General features: G+C 52.6%; 11 protein-coding genes. 4 read left to right on the top strand and 7 right to left on the bottom strand.

Features of this window, described 5'->3' with window-relative positions:
- Positions 1-8 precede the first annotated feature (8 nt).
- The 5 genes from ygjJ to ebgR all read right to left on the bottom strand — a co-directional run bounded on the left by ygjJ (position 9) and on the right by ebgR (position 7,383).
- A complete protein-coding gene (gene ygjJ, locus OGV79_RS06845) occupies positions 9-1,064 on the bottom strand; it encodes a protein YgjJ (RefSeq protein WP_373561836.1) in 1,056 nt (351 codons plus the stop codon).
- Between the two features lie 88 nt (positions 1,065-1,152).
- Positions 1,153-2,586 (bottom strand): amino acid permease, encoded by a 1,434-nt coding sequence (locus OGV79_RS06840; protein WP_104868161.1) that lies wholly within the window; start codon positions 2,584-2,586, stop codon positions 1,153-1,155.
- A 67-nt stretch (positions 2,587-2,653) separates the two neighbouring features.
- Positions 2,654-3,103, bottom strand: a complete 450-nt coding sequence (locus OGV79_RS06835; RefSeq protein WP_049009427.1) for a beta-galactosidase subunit beta — start codon at positions 3,101-3,103, stop codon at positions 2,654-2,656.
- A complete protein-coding gene (ebgA, locus tag OGV79_RS06830) occupies positions 3,100-6,192 on the bottom strand; it encodes a beta-galactosidase subunit alpha (protein ID WP_286468186.1) in 3,093 nt (1,030 codons plus the stop codon). Before ebgA ends, OGV79_RS06835 begins: the two co-directional genes overlap by 4 nt.
- A 207-nt stretch (positions 6,193-6,399) precedes the next feature.
- The gene (gene ebgR, locus OGV79_RS06825) at positions 6,400-7,383 is read right to left on the bottom strand and encodes a transcriptional regulator EbgR (protein ID WP_049009429.1); all 984 of its coding nucleotides are present in this window, start codon (positions 7,381-7,383) and stop codon (positions 6,400-6,402) included.
- A 219-nt stretch (positions 7,384-7,602) separates the two neighbouring features.
- Here ebgR and OGV79_RS06820 point away from each other — a divergent pair, with 219 nt between their 5' ends.
- On the top strand, positions 7,603-7,935 hold the full coding sequence (locus OGV79_RS06820) for a tRNA-binding protein (protein WP_049009430.1): 333 nt from the start codon (positions 7,603-7,605) through the stop codon (positions 7,933-7,935).
- Between the two features lie 338 nt (positions 7,936-8,273).
- Here the strand turns inward: OGV79_RS06820 and ygjG are convergent, their stop codons facing one another.
- Positions 8,274-9,653, bottom strand: coding sequence for a putrescine aminotransferase (gene ygjG / locus OGV79_RS06815; RefSeq protein WP_111925746.1), 1,380 nt, complete (start codon positions 9,651-9,653; stop codon positions 8,274-8,276).
- Between the two features lie 431 nt (positions 9,654-10,084).
- Between ygjG and OGV79_RS06810 the strand changes: the two genes are divergently transcribed.
- Complete coding sequence (locus OGV79_RS06810; RefSeq protein WP_049010696.1) at positions 10,085-11,605, top strand: methyl-accepting chemotaxis protein; 1,521 nt, start codon at positions 10,085-10,087, stop codon at positions 11,603-11,605.
- A 327-nt stretch (positions 11,606-11,932) separates the two neighbouring features.
- A complete protein-coding gene (locus OGV79_RS06805) occupies positions 11,933-13,498 on the top strand; it encodes a methyl-accepting chemotaxis protein (protein WP_286468185.1) in 1,566 nt (521 codons plus the stop codon).
- Here the strand turns inward: OGV79_RS06805 and OGV79_RS06800 are convergent.
- Positions 13,495-14,055, bottom strand: coding sequence for a PadR family transcriptional regulator (locus OGV79_RS06800; protein WP_047461113.1), 561 nt, complete (start codon positions 14,053-14,055; stop codon positions 13,495-13,497). The genes OGV79_RS06805 and OGV79_RS06800 overlap by 4 nt on opposite strands.
- A 239-nt stretch (positions 14,056-14,294) precedes the next feature.
- Here OGV79_RS06800 and OGV79_RS06795 point away from each other — a divergent pair, with 239 nt between their 5' ends.
- A complete protein-coding gene (locus tag OGV79_RS06795; RefSeq protein ID WP_286468184.1) occupies positions 14,295-15,071 on the top strand; it encodes a siderophore-interacting protein in 777 nt (258 codons plus the stop codon).
- Positions 15,072-15,103: the final 32 nt, after the last annotated feature.

Here is a 15,103-nt window from a genome sequence, read left to right as displayed (position 1 = left end):
TGTCCTTATTACCAGTAGAAATATTGCATCAGGAAAATCTGGTCGCTGGGATCGCCAGATGCGTTTTGCATATAGAACCGGCTGTCGAAGGCGGTGGCGAAACGCCCGCCGCCGTATTCGTACCAGACGCCAAACTGCATAAAAGAGGTGGTTTCGTCTGCGGCATGGTCTGGCCGGTGTCTGGCATAGCTGTAGGCCGTAGAGAGATAAACGCCTTTTAGCGCTTCGTACATGGCGCTGACCATAAAGCCGGTTTCGCTGCCCGGCACGTCCAGACCGTCGGCGCGACCAGTGTGGTGCCAGGCGCGGGCGGCCAGGTTGGGAGAGAGAACGCCGGTCAGAAACAGTTGCCCGGTGCCGTCGGTAACTTCCAGACCGTTCATCCAGGTGACGCCTTCGACAAGATCGTACTGGATATAACCGTTGATCATCGCCGGATAGGTGTATTTATCGTCATAGCGATCGTATTTGCCGAAATGGAGCCAGGCTTTCCCCTCATCGTGATGCCCGGCTGGCGTGGCGGTGACGCTATAACGGAAGGCGCCGCTCAGATTCTGCACCTTAATCGCGGTCATGATGTCACGGGTATTGGGGATGACGTAGCCCAGATCCGGCGTAAAATCGCCCCACCATTGCAGGTCATCCAGCGAGGAATCCTGACGCAGGCTCAGCATCAGTTCCGTGCCGTCATCAGTACGATAACCGCCATAAAAACGGTTGATACCGCCTTCGAACCCGCCCCAGCTATGATCGGGAACCCAGGCGTTCCCCTGATGGTCGGCCTGCACCGTCCAGCCTTCGCCATAAATCAGGCCAAACCATGAGCCGTATTTCATCTCCAGGCCGCCTTCAATATAGGTGCCGTCACTGTATTTATGTTTATCCTGTCCTTCTAAATCCATATATCCCCCCAGCCCCATCTCGCCGTAAAAACGAAAGGAGGGAGAGGTGACGGCTGGCATTTTTGTGTCGTCGTGTTCTGCCGGATGAACGTCTTCCGCAGCCAGGGGAAAAACACAGAGGAAGGGCAGGGCAATCATTGCCCTGCGAATATTTTTCATCATTTTCATGCTTCTGTCCTAAGCCAAAATAAATATTTTTTATTGTTATAGCCAATGTGAAAATGGTTCTTATAGTTATGAAATCAATCTGTTAATTAATGTTTGATGCGGGTGCGGCTTCAATATCCTGTTCTTCTTTTGTGAGTCCTTTAATGTATCGGCTGTATTTCCACCAGGCGAATCCGAGGAAAATAACAATACCGCCCACGTTATAGAAAACAATGGTCATAATATTGCCGCCGGTTGGGAAAGTGGAGGCAATAAATCCGATGGTAAATATAACAATTAACATCGACACGACGATAATACCGGTTCTTTGCGATCCCATACGGAAGTCTCGCGGTAAGTGCTCCATTTTTGCCCGCAGATTCAGGTAGGCCAGCATAATAAACAGTGGAGGCAGCATGGAGGCCGCTGCGGTCATATTAATGATGGTGTTCATTAATTCCTGAACGGTATTCGAGCCGAGCATCGGGATAATCATCAACGGAATGACAATCAGGAACTGAATCCAGGCGGCGCGGGCGGGGACGCCGTTTTCATTCAGTTCGACGGTTTTTTTGCCAAAAATCCCTGCGGGAATTTCGGAGAAGAAAATTTTAACCGGCGTTGCAGTCCACATCAGCAGGGAGCCGAACATCGCAGTAAAAGAAACCAGACCGACAAAGCGGTTTATCAACAGTTCGGGCAGACCAAACCAGGCTGCCAGACCGTGGAAGACCTGTACTGAACCGCCGGTAAATTTCAGCTCTTTACTGCTCACGAATACGTTGATCAGTACCGACGAAATGGAATAAAGCACACCGATGAAAATCCCGGCCAGGATGATCACTTTTACAAATGATTTTGATCCGCCTTTTACGTCGTTAACATACACCGCAACGGATTCCGCGCCGCCTGCGGCCATAAAGATCCAGGTCGTAATACCGAGGAACGCCCAGTTAACGTTTGGGATCATCGCCTCCACGGTGATCGGATCGGCAGGCTGAACGCCGCCCACCAGCGCCGTACCGGCCAGTAAAATATAGGAAAGCGTCAACAGGAGCATCAGCGTGGAGGTGACGGAGGTGATTGGCCCCAGCATTTTTGCCCCGTTGGTGGAAACCCAGGTTGAGAAGGCGAACAGCACCATACTCAATACGGTTGTTGCGACCGGCGTCAGAATATATTCGTAGCCCAGGAACGCATAAGAGGCATAGGCAATTACGCGCGGGAGCAGCGAGGTGAAAAAGAACAAGTTAACGAACCAATAGGTGTAGGCGGTAATAAATGCCCAGCGTCCGCCGAGGGAGCTTTTTACCCAAGCATAAACGCCTGCTTCAGAGTTTTTATTTAATGAAACGAATTCTGCAATAATTAAACAGAAGGGGATAAAGTAGAAAATCGTTGCCAGGAAAAACATCGGCGCCGATGCCAGCCCCAGCTCAATATTATTATTGATAACGTTATTAAAACTGTAAACGGCGGCAAAGGTAAGCGAGAGTAAGCCGAACTTGCCGATTGTATTACGTTTGGTATCAGACATAACACATCTCCGATTCCTGATTTTTGTAGGGTAGTCAGCGGCACATCACAGGTGCCGCCCGTTATTTTTATTTGTTATGAAAATAACCATCTTCAATGGTCACTTTGAGTACGACTTTTTTTACAGCGTGATTACAGATAAAACGGTAGGCTTCATGGTTGTCGCAAATCACCATCTGTCCTTCGTGAACCTCTACGGTGTTTCCGCAACCTTTCAGATATTCGCGATCGGTTTCATCGCGATAATATTCAACGACCTGCAACGTATCTTTGGCAGCATATTCAATTTTTTGTCGCCCTTGCAGGTAGTAATGCACTTCAACGTAACGGCGATGCCCGGTAAACAGCGCATCAGCGGCAGAGTCGGTTTCCACGCGATACGTCAGAGAATCCCCGATGGAGTGAGCGACGCCGGGCTGAATGTTGTCGATATTTTCAATCGCTTCAATGCAGCGCTGCCATTTTCGACCAGAGGCGTAGACCTGCCGGAACTGTTCTAAGTTATCGAGGAGCCTCATTTTTCATTCTCGCTATGCAAATTTGTGGAAAAGAAGTCCGTGCCGAAGGCATGACTGGCGATAGCCTGGGCGGTCGCTTCGCCGCCGGACACCGGTAGCAACGTAAAGCCATAACGGAATGACCGGAACCAGACGCGCCAGGAATCGAGCACTTCGCTTCCCCAGGAGTTGGAACCCAGCCCAAGCAACTGATGATCCAGATTCAGAGTGATGTCGTCGCAGCGCTGCAACTCATTGCAGTGCTGCGCGGCAAAGAGGTTTTCTGGCGTGTAGTGCCAGGCGCTGAAGTTGATGGGGCGTTGCGGCACCACCAGCAGACCGTTGCCGTGGCGGTTGGTTAGCGTCGCCCAGCGTACATGCTGGCGATTACCGTTGTTCTGCGGGAACGGGTAATTCTCAAACATGCCATCCACGGTGGAGCGCCAGATGTCGATGATGTTGGCCTGCTGACTGTCGGCATAGTTTTCTCCCGGGCCGCGACCATACCAGGCAACCTGATCGAAGGCGCCATTGATTCCCATCGTGAAGCCAATACACGGAATAATGTGCGGATATTCGCCGTAGGGTTCGCCGGAAAGCGCGACGTTTACCTGACCATCCATCGCAATGCGCCAGCGATACGTACAGCGCATGCCGAAATCAAATACCGGCGGAGCAATAAGGGTGTGGTTGGTAATCAGTACCGCATCTTCCGTTTGCTCGACGGTAAACGTCCGCAGATGCTCCTGCATGATGTGCAGATGGTTTGGTTGCCAGAGTCCCTCGAACTCCTGCTTGTGATTATCAATTGTCGGCTTAAAGAAATTGATTTTTGGCGCGCGGGTCAGCAGCGCTTCACCATTAACGTTCCAGGCGGTTGGCTTCCCGTTCAGTTTTGAGAACGTCAGATGGAAGTTGTAGCCGCGCACGGTGCAGCTCAGACGATCGTCTTCCAGCGTCAACGCGCGCGCGTTTGGCTGGCTAAACGGTACAGGAGGCGCCGTTCTGGCCTTCAGCGGGAACTGACAGGCGGCGATATGATGCCCTGCGTCGCTGTAGAGTGTGGGGGAGTCTTTGGTCACGGTGACGTTAAGAAACGTTTCTCGCCCATCCAGCGCTGGCAACGTGCAGTGCAGTAACGCCTCGCTATTCGGCGCGACGTCGCGCAGTTTGATCTGCTGCGTGGAGAGCGTCTCCCCTTCGGCACGAACGTCAATATGCAGGGTATAGTCGTCAAGGGAGGTGAACCACAGTTTGTTTTCTACTTTCAGTTCGCCACGTTCCAGATCCTGCGCGTGGATTTTTACAGGTGCAATGACCTGCTTGTACTCCTTCAGACCTGGGCCCGGCGTCTGGTCAGGGTAAATCAGACCATCAAGGCAGAAGTTGTAGTTATTCGGGTAGTCGCCGTAATCGCCGCCAAATTTGTACCACACGTTGCCATCGTCGTCTTTCGCCTGGATACCGTGATCGCACCATTCCCAGACATAGTGCCCCTGAATGCAGTCGTGCTGGTAAAAGACATTCTGATATTCGGTTAGTCCGCCGGGGCCGTTGCCCATCGCGTGGGCGTATTCGCAGATGATGCGCGGCTTCGGATGCGGGTACTCACCAAACTCGTTCATCAGCGGCACGCGGGTATACATGGTGGAGATGATATCCACCACTTCGGCGTCGCGGTCTTCTTCGTAGTGAATCAGGCGCGTGTCATCCAGCGCTTTGGCGGCGTGGTACATCGCGCGAATATTACAGCCGTACCCGGATTCGTTGCCCAGCGACCAGATGATGATAGAAGGGTGGTTTTTCTGCGCATGGATATGGCGCACGATGCGCTCGACGTAGACCGTTTCCCACGCCGGGTCGTCGGTGATGCGGCTGATATCGCCGATGTTAGCGAATCCGTGTGACTCGACGTCAGTTTCCGCCATCACAAACAGGCCGTAGATATCGCAGAGCTCGTAGAAACGTGGATCGTTAGGGTAGTGCGCGGTTCGTACCGAGTTGATGTTGTGTTGTTTCATTAACCGCAGATCTTTTTCAACGCGATCCATGCCGACAGCCCGACCTTTAAGATGATCGTTATCGTGGCGGTTGACGCCGTGCAGCATCACGTAGCGGTTGTTGATGTAAAACAGCCCGTCGCGAACCTGAATATCGCGAAAGCCCACGCGTTGCGGCACCACTTCAAGAGTATTGCCGTTAGCGTCTTTCAGGGTCATCACCAGGTGGTAGAGATACGGCGACTCAGAGGACCACTGGTGCGGAGTGCGAACGCCAACAGCAAAGTCGGTGCTGATGCGCTGGTCAATGGTCAGTGCGTTGATGGCGCCTGCATGTACAACATCCTCACCGTCAAACAGCGCATACTCCAGAGAAGCGATTGCCGGGTCGGCGGTCAGGTTTTCCAGAACCAGCTGGCAGGAGAGGGTGGCATTGCGATAATCGTCGTCAAAATCGGTGCGAACGGTGAAGTCCTGAATGTGGACGGTGTGTTTACCAACCAGATAAACGTCGCGGAAGATGCCCGCCGACCACCACATATCCTGGTCTTCAACATAGGTGGAATCTGCCCACTGCATCACGCGGACGCATAACAGGTTGTCGCCCGTCTTCGCGACTGCGCTGATGTCGAACTCTGCCGTCAGGCGGCTGCCTTTGCTGAATCCCACATAATGGCCGTTCACATAAACTTCGAAATACGTTTCGACGCCGTCGAATTTAATCAGCGTTTGCTTTCCTTGCCAGCCTTCGCTCAGCGTGAAAATGCGTTGATAAGCGCCGGTGGGGTTATCGCTGGGGACGTACGGCACATCGATCGGAAACGGGAAGCCTTCGTCGGTATATTGCAGCTTGCCGTGGCCTTCCATTTGCCACATCCCCGGAACGGTAATTGTTCCCCAGTCACGCATATACTCTGAGGTAAAGGCTTCCGGCACCTGAAGCGGGTGGTCGAAGAACTGAAAGTTCCACTGACCGCTTAGCGGCAAAAAATAGCTGCTGGTTTCGCGGGCGAATGTGCGAGCCTGAGCTATTGAGTCATAAGAAAAAAAGTAGGCGCGTGGCGCCAGTCTGTTTTCGTGGGTCAGCTGAATGTTTTCCCAGCGATTCATAATGCCTCCCTGTGGAGCGAAGTCGGAACCCTTCAAGGCGATGGTAAGTGTGCGTTATGGGAAATGATTTTAGTAAAATTTTTACTAAAATGTAGTGGGTAAAATGATTTACTTTAACTGGATCACGAAAATAAGCAGTGAGAAGAAAAACGGCGAAAAGCGGAATGCGCCCGGCTATCAGGAAAACCGGGCGGTGGAAAAGGGGAGTTAGCGGCTGGTGCCGCGCAGTTTAAGTTTACTGGGAACGAAGACCAGCAGCGGCAGTGCACGCCCGTCACGGGCTTTTTCGTACACCAGATTTACGCCCTGGCTGCCCATCATTTCGGAATGAATGCGCACCGTGGAAAGCGGTGGGAAGGTGAATCGCGCCGTCGGAATGTCATTCACGCTTATCAGGGAGATGTCGCGCGGGATCTCAAGGCCATGCTCATGGATTGCGCGTAACACGCCAATGGCTATCGAGTCGGAGGCGACAAACAGCGCGCGCGGATAATCCGCTTTAGCCAGCATTTGTTTCGCCAGTTCGTAACCTGATGAACTGGAAAAACCACCGCGCCAGATATCGTCTTCACGCACGACCTGCTTCAGGCGGCCATATTCGACAAACGCGGCTTCGCGGATATCGGCTTTGCCGGGCTCATCCTCCCCGCCAATAAAACCGATACGGGTTGCGCCCTGAGCAATGAAAAAGTCGATGATCTCTTTGCTGATGCGGGACAAATCGATATCGACGGCATCGTATTCACTGCCTGATTCGTGAAAGTCGATAAAGCAGATATTGTCAGTCAGCGCGGCGGCGGCGTCGCGTAAGGCGGCTGAGGGCTTGCCGACAATGAGAATGCCGGTGATGTTTTTAAGATCCGGCAACCCGCTGTGTTCGTAGCAGTTGGTCAGTTCAATCCCCAATTTTTCACACTGTGTCTCAATCCCGTGGCGGATTGCCAGATAGTAGGGATCGTTAATTTCCAGCTCTTGCTGATAACTGTAGATGGCAAGGATGTGTTGCAGGCTGACCGTACTATTCTGGCTCTTACGGGCGCTGCTGGTTTTGTACTCCAGCTTTTCCGCGATTTCCAGAATGCGGTGTTTGGTCTCTTCTTTGACATTCAGCGTGGGGTCGTCGTTTAAGACCCGCGACACTGTCGCCAGGGATACGCCAGCTTCAATTGCGATATCTTTAAGTGTTGCCATGATTACCTTTTCCGACTTTCCCCTGAGTAGCCTTTTCATTGTAAAGGAAGTGCTTATCTATGCATCTGTTTTCAGTAAATAAAGCGCGTTTATTTGACGTGCCAGGGGTAAATTTCAGCTTAAAGAGTGTGATAAACGCAGCATTTCCCCTTTTTTAAGAACAGTGCCTGGAAAAATTATTGCTATGATTTAGTAAATTTTTACCAGAAGGAGAAAAAGATGGAGACGGTGGCCTTTGCGGATTTTGCCCGACTGGAGCTGCGTGTTGGAAAGATTGTACAGGTAAAGCGTCATGATAATGCCGATAAGCTTTACATTGTGCAGGTGGATGTGGGCGAGCGTACGCTGCAAACGGTAACCAGCCTCGTACCTTATTACCGTGAGGATGCGCTGATGGGGAAAACGGTGGTGGTACTGTGCAATCTGCAAAAAGCCAAAATGCGTGGTGAAACGTCAGAGTGCATGTTGCTGTGCGCCGAAACCGATGACGGCAGTGAAAGCGTATTGCTGACGCCGGAACGCGTAATGCCTGCGGGCGTGCGGGTTGTGTGAACTTGCCGGATGGCGACGCTGGCGCGTCTTATCCGGCCTACAGGCGGGCGTGCGGGTTGTGTGAACTTGCCGGATGGCGATGCTGGCGCATCTTATCCGGCCTACAGGCGGGTGTGCGGGTTGTGTGAACTTGCCGGATGGCGACGCTGGCGCGTCTTATCCGGCCTACAGGCGGGTGTGCGGGCTGTGTGAACCTGCCGGATGGCGACGCAGGCGCATCTTATCCGGCCTACAGGCGGGTGGTTGTGTGAACATGGATGGCGATGCTGGCGCGTCTTATCCGGCCTACGGATCGGATTCCTGTAGGCCGGATAAGCGTAGCGCCATCCGGCGGTGTGTTATGTTTCCTCCACGCTCACCCGTAACGCCGCCAGAGCCTTGCGGGTCGCCTTTAATACCTGTTCACACTGCTCAATTGTTAATGTCAGCGGTGGTTCGATGCGAATCGTTTTCGAGTTGTTGAGCGTCCCGGCAACCAGTACCCGCTGGCGGAACATCTCGCTGGCGAAGTTGTAGCCGATTTCGTTGTCAACAAACTCAATCGCCATCAACATCCCTTTTCCGCGAGCGTCCTGCACCAGGTCAGGGTATTCCCTGGCAAGCTGGAGGAAGCCGTCCAGCAACATATCGCCTTTCTGCTCCGCCTGTGCCGGTAGATTCTGCTCCAGCAACACGTTAATGGTCGCTAATGCTGCCGCACAGGCCAGCGGGTTGCCGCCAAAGGTTGTGGTGTGCAGGAACGGATTATCGAACAGAACGGAGAACACCTCTTCGGTAGCGATGGTTGCCCCAACCGGCATCACGCCGCCGCCCAACGCTTTTGCCAGACATAAAATGTCAGGCTGCACGTTTTCATGTTCGCAGGCGAACATCTTACCGGTGCGCCCCATGCCGGTCTGGACTTCATCCAGAATCATCAGGGCGCCAAACTCATCGCAGAGTTTACGCACGGCGGTCAGATAGCCCTGCGGCGGCAGGATCACGCCGCCCTCGCCCTGGATTGGTTCCAGAATGACGGCTGCTACATCGTCGCCGGTTTTTTTACACTCGCTAAGCGCAGTACGCATGGCCTCAATGTTGCCAAACGGTACATGGCGGAAGCCCGGCAGCAGCGGCATAAACGGCTTGCGGAACGTGGATTTCGCCGTGGCGGAAAGCGACCCCAGCGATTTACCGTGAAACGCGCCGCTGGTAGCGATAAAGGTAAACTTACCGCGCGGCGACTGATACGCTTTCGCCAGTTTCAGCGCCGCTTCCACCGATTCGGTGCCGCTGTTGCTGAAAAAACTGTACTTCAGTTTTCCAGGCGTGAGCGCTGCGAGCGTTTTAGCCAGCATGGCCCGGAGCGGGTCCAGTAACTCCTGGCTGTGCAGAGGTTGTTTTGCGAGTTGATTCTGTACGGCGGATACGACAACTGGATTACGGTGCCCCACGTTGAAAATGCCAAAACCACCCAGGCAATCAATAAACTCCTGTCCCTGGGTGTCGACAAGCGTATTCAGACTTCCCGCTTGCCACTCTACGGCTCCGTAATCCCCGCCAGCGGTCACAGATTTTCGATACTCTAAAAACCCCGGATTAACATGCTCTTTGAAGTAATCAATCACCTCTCGGTTCAGTGCTTTCATTTCCTCATGATCAAGCGTTCGCTTTTCAATGAGATTCAGTGCGTGTGCGCTACAGGCCAGGGCCGATGCGCTGGAAGGTAACCTGTTCAAAATGTGCTCCCGGAACTCGCGTATCACATGATACTGAGTTAAGTATTGCAGGGATTGCGCCATATCGGCGTGGATCATGAAAATCGGGATAAACACCAGGGAAAATATCAAGTGTGCAATATTTAATCTCATTCATTAACAATTGGTGATGTTTTGCGCAATGCGTGTGCGGGGGAAGCGGGGCTGACCAGCGGGCAGTCGCACCAGAACGGTGCGGGCGGTGTGCGTATATGGGGCGGAAGTTATAGCAGAACTGAATAGTTACTTAACGAAAGTATTTTAAATCAATGAATTAGAAAACATACAAATATTACGGTTTAAACGCAAATTGCGATCTAAATCAAATTTAACAACTAAAGATAAACCAATTATCGCCGAAATAACATCTGACAGAAAAGTTAACATTCAAGTAACCTGCACAGGACGCAACCATGTCTTCTCATCCCTACGTCAGCCAGCATAATTATCCGCTGGATGATGATACAACCCTGATGTCCACAACTGACCTGCAAAGCTATATCACCCATGCAAATGATACCTTCGTTCAGGTAAGCGGCTTTACGCTGAATGAACTGCTTACGCAACCGCATAATCTGGTACGCCACCCGGACATGCCGAAAGCCGCGTTTGCGGATATGTGGTACACCCTCAGGCAGGGTGAGCCGTGGAGCGGCATCGTGAAAAACCGACGGAAGAATGGCGATCACTACTGGGTGCGGGCGAATGCGGTGCCGATGGTGCGGGAAGGGCGCGTGACCGGCTATATGTCGATTCGTACCCGCGCGACAGACGAAGAGATTGCGGCCGTTGAGCCTTTGTATAAGGCGCTGAATGAAGGCCGCAGCAACAAACGTATCCACAAAGGACTGGTGGTGCGTAAAGGCTGGCTGGGGAAATTGCCGGCAATCCCCATTCGCTGGCGTGTACGCAGCGTTATGGCGCTAACGGGCGTGGTGCTGATGGCGGCGATGGCGCAAATGGGCGTTGCGTGGCCAGCGCTATTCGTGAACGCCCTGCTGATGCTGGCGGGAACGGCGGTGTTTGAATGGCAGATTGTGCGTCCGATCGAAAATGTCGCCCGGCAGGCGTTGAAAGTCGCAACGGGCGAGCGTAATAGCGTATCGCATCTTAACCGTAGTGACGAACTGGGGCTGATGTTGCGCGCGGTAGGCCAGCTTGGGCTTATGTGCCGCTGGCTGATTAATGATGTCTCAAGCCAGGTTTCCAGCGTCAGAAACGGCAGCGAGACGTTAGCGAAAGGCAATGACGATCTGAATAAACACACCCGCCAGACGGTGGAGAATGTGCAGCAGACGGTGACGACTATGAACCAGATGGCTGAGTCCGTGAAGAAAAATTCCACCACCGCGTCCGCCGCCGATAAATTATCCAGCGCGGCCAGCAGTGCGGCGACGCAGGGCGGAGAGGCGATGGAAACCGTCATTAAAACGATGGATGACATCGCTGACAGCACGCAGCAGATTGGCACAATCACTACGCTGATTAACGATATTGCTTTCCAGACGAATATCCTGGCGCTGAACGCGGCGGTTGAAGCAGCGCGAGCGGGCGAGCAGGGTAAAGGATTTGCCGTTGTCGCCGGGGAGGTTCGCCATCTTGCCAGCCGAAGCGCCAGCGCGGCGAATGATATTCGTAAGCTCATTGACGCCAGCGCAAGCCGGGTACAGTCCGGCTCCGAACAGGTTCATGCGGCAGGACGCACGATGGATGATATTGTGGCTCAGGTGCAAAACGTCACTCAGCTTATTGCGCAAATCAGCCACTCGACGCTGGAACAGGCGGACGGACTCTCCAGCCTGACCCGTGCCGTGGATGAGTTAAACCATATCACGCAGAAAAATGCCGAGCTGGTGGAGGAGAGCGCTCAGGTTTCAGCGATGGTTAAACATCGCGCCAGCCGTCTGGAAGACGCGGTAACGGTTCTGCATTAAACCAAATTCCCTTTATTTCTGCCGACAAACGCTTATCGAAGCCGATAAGCGTTTTGTCATAATATTGGGCTAACAATGTTAAGCACATATTAAATATTTACCATTTCGAGCTATTTCCTTATTTAAACCCGCTGCGTTATTTTGTGTGATTCTTCATTTTCCCGAACCTGAAAAATGAATTGTATAACGATCGGTCTGCCGATATTCATCGTTGAAAACTATTTACCGTAATAACTTGAAATAAAAAACGATCAATATCATAAAGTTAGCGAAGCCGTAACCGATAACGAACCCTGTATAGAGGAAAAACAATCTCCAGGGGGAAATATGCTTTTGCATAACATGAAGATCCGTTCGAAATTATTTATTGCGTTTGGTTTGTTTATTGTACTGATGATCGTGAGTTCTGGCCTTTCGTTGTTCAGCCTGGATCGAACGAATACCAGTATGCAGAACATCATTACTCACGATTATCCCACAACGGTGAAAGCCAACCTGCTGATCGATAATTTTCAGAATTTCGTTAGCACGCAGCAGCTGATGCTGCTGGATGAAGAAGGGCGCTGGAGCCAGGAGTCGCAAAAGCAGCTGGATGCGATTAGCCAGCGCATTACGGTATTGCTCGATGAACTGTCCGCCAGCCGTCATGACGAGGCCTCAAAGGCCATCATCGCCGGAATTCGCGATGTGCGTCAGCAGTATCTGGCCTCCCGGTTCCGTATTTTGCAGGAAATTCAGAACCATAATCGTCCGGCGGCGATACAGGAAATGATGACGACCACCGTCAACATACAGCAGGCGTATAAAGCCAAAGTACAGGAGCTGATCGCTATTGAAGATACGTTGATGCGCAACGCGGGCGCGTCGGTTGACCAGGATTTTCGCACCAACCGGGCACAGCTGATTCTCCTGGCGCTTATCAGCATTGCCGCCGGAGTGATAATGGGATGGTACATCGTACGTTCCATTACCCGACCGCTTAATGACGCCGTGCAGTTTGCCGGGGCGATTGCGGAGGGGGATTTGACCCGCACGATTCATATCGCGCAAAAAGATGAAACCGGCGTGCTGTTGCAGGCGCTGATGGAGATGAAAAACCGTCTGCTGGTGATCGTGCAGGAAGTTCAGAACGGCTCTGAAAATATCTCCAGCGCGGCGGCGCAAATTGTCGCGGGCAACCAGGATCTGGCGGCGCGTACTGAAGAACAGGCCAGTTCTGTTGAGCAAACGGCGGCCTCTATGGAGCAGATTACCGCCACCGTCAAAAATACGGCGGACCACACCAGCGAAGCGACCCATCTTTCTGCCGATGCGGCCAGCGTGGTGAAAAATAACGGTGAGATGATGCGTCAGGTCACGCAAAAAATGCGCGTGATAAATGAGACCTCTAACCGTATGTCCGACATTATCAACCTGATTGATTCTATTGCCTTCCAGACCAACATTCTGGCGCTTAACGCCGCCGTGGAAGCCGCTCGCGCCGGGGAACACGGGCGTGGCTTCGCGGTCGTGGCGGGAGAAGTTCGTCAACTGGCGCAAAAAAGTGCGTCGTCCGCCAGTGAGATCCGCCACCTGATCGAAGACTCTACCAGCCAGACGCAGGAGGGGATGCAACTGGTGGAAAAAGCCAGTGCGTTGATTAATGGTATGGTGGATAACGTTGAAGAGATGGATGTGATTCTGCGTGAAATCGGTCAGGCCAGTCGCGAACAAACCGATGGGATTTCGCAAATCAACAGCGCGATTGGGCTGATTGACGCCACCACGCAACAGAACTCGTGTCTGGTTGAGGAGTCCGTTGCGGCAGCGGCGTCGCTGAATGAGCAGGCCCGGCACTTAAAAGAGATCGTGAAAGTGTTCCGCATCCGTGCGGAGGACGTACCGCCTGCTTAATCCAGTTGGCTGATTTCCAGCGCCGCGCGATCGATAACGCCAATGATCTGCTTAAGCTGCGCGTCGCTGATCCCGCCCTGATTCACCCGCAGATCCAACACGGCTTTGAAGTTGTCCAGCGCCCGTTTCATCTGCGGGTTCTTACGCAGTTCAAAGCCGACGCAGCGCGCTTTCACGCGTTCGTGGATGTGCTCCAGGTGTTCACGGTTCTCTTCCAGCCACCGTTGCCCCTGCTCTGTAATGGTGATCTGCTTACGCCCGCCGTCCTCTTCTTTGATAGTGATAAATTCCTGATCCTGAAGAAAATCCAGCGTTGGGTAAATCACGCCTGGGCTTGGGGTGTAGTTGCCCAGCGTCAGGTTCTCGATGGCTTTAATCAATTCGTAACCGTGGCTGGCCTCGCGGGTCAAAATTTCCAGAATCACCAGGCGTAGTTCGCCGTGGCCAAAAAAGCGCTGGCGACGTCCGCCGCCGCCGCCCCGGCCATGACGGTGCTCGCAGCCATGTTCATGGCCGTGGTGATGTTCTCTCTCGCAACCTTCATGATGATGTCGCATGATGTACTCCTGTTTTATTTAGATATATCTAATTTATATCTAAAACTTGTGATCTTGCAAGTCGATCGATTTTTATTTTGTTTAATTTATTGATTTTAAAGTAATTAAAATTATTTTGTATCGTGAGATATATCGAAAGTTACTGTATCAAAAAAGTGCTTGCAATCTTCATAACTAACAATCATTATCATTTAAAATTTAATTTAGATATATCGTATTATCTGCATGAAGGCGAAAAAATGATAAATACATCCTCACGCTACCCACAGCGCGTTCGTAACGAACTGCGTTTTCGTGAACTTACCGTTCTGCGCGTCGAGCGTATTAGCGCCGGTTTTCAGCGCATTGTTCTTGGCGGTGAAGCGCTGGAAGGCTTTAGCTCGCGCGGCTTTGACGATCACACCAAAGTGTTTTTCCCTGAACCGGGCAGCCTGTTCGTTCCTCCGACGGTGACGGACGAAGGGATTGTCTGGGGAGAGGGCGTACGTCCTGCTTCCCGCGATTACACGCCCTTATATGATGAAGAGCGGCACGAGCTGGCGCTGGATTTCTTTATTCACGACGGCGGCGTGGCGAGCACATGGGCAGTAAACGCTCGCGAAGGCGACACGCTCACCATCGGTGGGCCGCGTGGATCGCTGGTGGTGCCGGAAGACTATGCATATCAGGTTTATGTCTGCGATGAGTCAGGGATGCCAGCGCTGTGCCGCCGCCTGGAAGCGCTCGATCGCTTGTCCGTTCGCCCGCATGTTACGGCGCTGGTCAGCGTACAGGATGCCGCATATCAGGATTATCTGGCGCATCTTGATGGCTTTGCCATTGAATGGGTGGTCGGACACGATGAGCAGGCGATTGATGAGCGACTGGCGCAATTAACGGTGCCGGAGGCGGATTATTTCATCTGGATCACGGGCGAAGGGAAAGTGGTTAAGCATCTGAGCCGTCGCTTTGAGACGGAACAGTTTGATCCGCAACGGGTGCGCGCCGCAGCATACTGGCATCGTAAGCCGGCTTAATCATTCCTTATAGCTGGAAGCTTAACCGGGCC

The organism is Citrobacter sp. CK185 (assembly GCF_030333565.1).
Lineage (GTDB): Bacteria > Pseudomonadota > Gammaproteobacteria > Enterobacterales > Enterobacteriaceae > Citrobacter_B > Citrobacter_B koseri.
The sequence above is the reverse complement of the archived record's forward strand: the minus strand, read 5'-3'. Positions and strand labels throughout refer to the sequence as shown.

Bases quoted from the DNA above. Each gene is read 5' to 3' on its own strand.
- OGV79_RS06810 (WP_049010696.1), top strand. From the start codon at position 10,085: ATGTCTTCTCATCCCTACGTCAGCCAGCATAATTATCCGCTGGATGAT.
- OGV79_RS06800 (WP_047461113.1), bottom strand. From the start codon at position 14,055: ATGCGACATCATCATGAAGGTTGCGAGAGAGAACATCACCACGGCCAT.
- OGV79_RS06820 (WP_049009430.1), top strand. From the start codon at position 7,603: ATGGAGACGGTGGCCTTTGCGGATTTTGCCCGACTGGAGCTGCGTGTT.
- OGV79_RS06795 (WP_286468184.1), top strand. From the start codon at position 14,295: ATGATAAATACATCCTCACGCTACCCACAGCGCGTTCGTAACGAACTG.
- ygjJ (WP_373561836.1), bottom strand. From the start codon at position 1,064: ATGATGAAAAATATTCGCAGGGCAATGATTGCCCTGCCCTTCCTCTGT.
- OGV79_RS06840 (WP_104868161.1), bottom strand. From the start codon at position 2,586: ATGTCTGATACCAAACGTAATACAATCGGCAAGTTCGGCTTACTCTCG.
- OGV79_RS06835 (WP_049009427.1), bottom strand. From the start codon at position 3,103: ATGAGGCTCCTCGATAACTTAGAACAGTTCCGGCAGGTCTACGCCTCT.
- OGV79_RS06805 (WP_286468185.1), top strand. From the start codon at position 11,933: ATGCTTTTGCATAACATGAAGATCCGTTCGAAATTATTTATTGCGTTT.
- ebgR (WP_049009429.1), bottom strand. From the start codon at position 7,383: ATGGCAACACTTAAAGATATCGCAATTGAAGCTGGCGTATCCCTGGCG.
- ebgA (WP_286468186.1), bottom strand. From the start codon at position 6,192: ATGAATCGCTGGGAAAACATTCAGCTGACCCACGAAAACAGACTGGCG.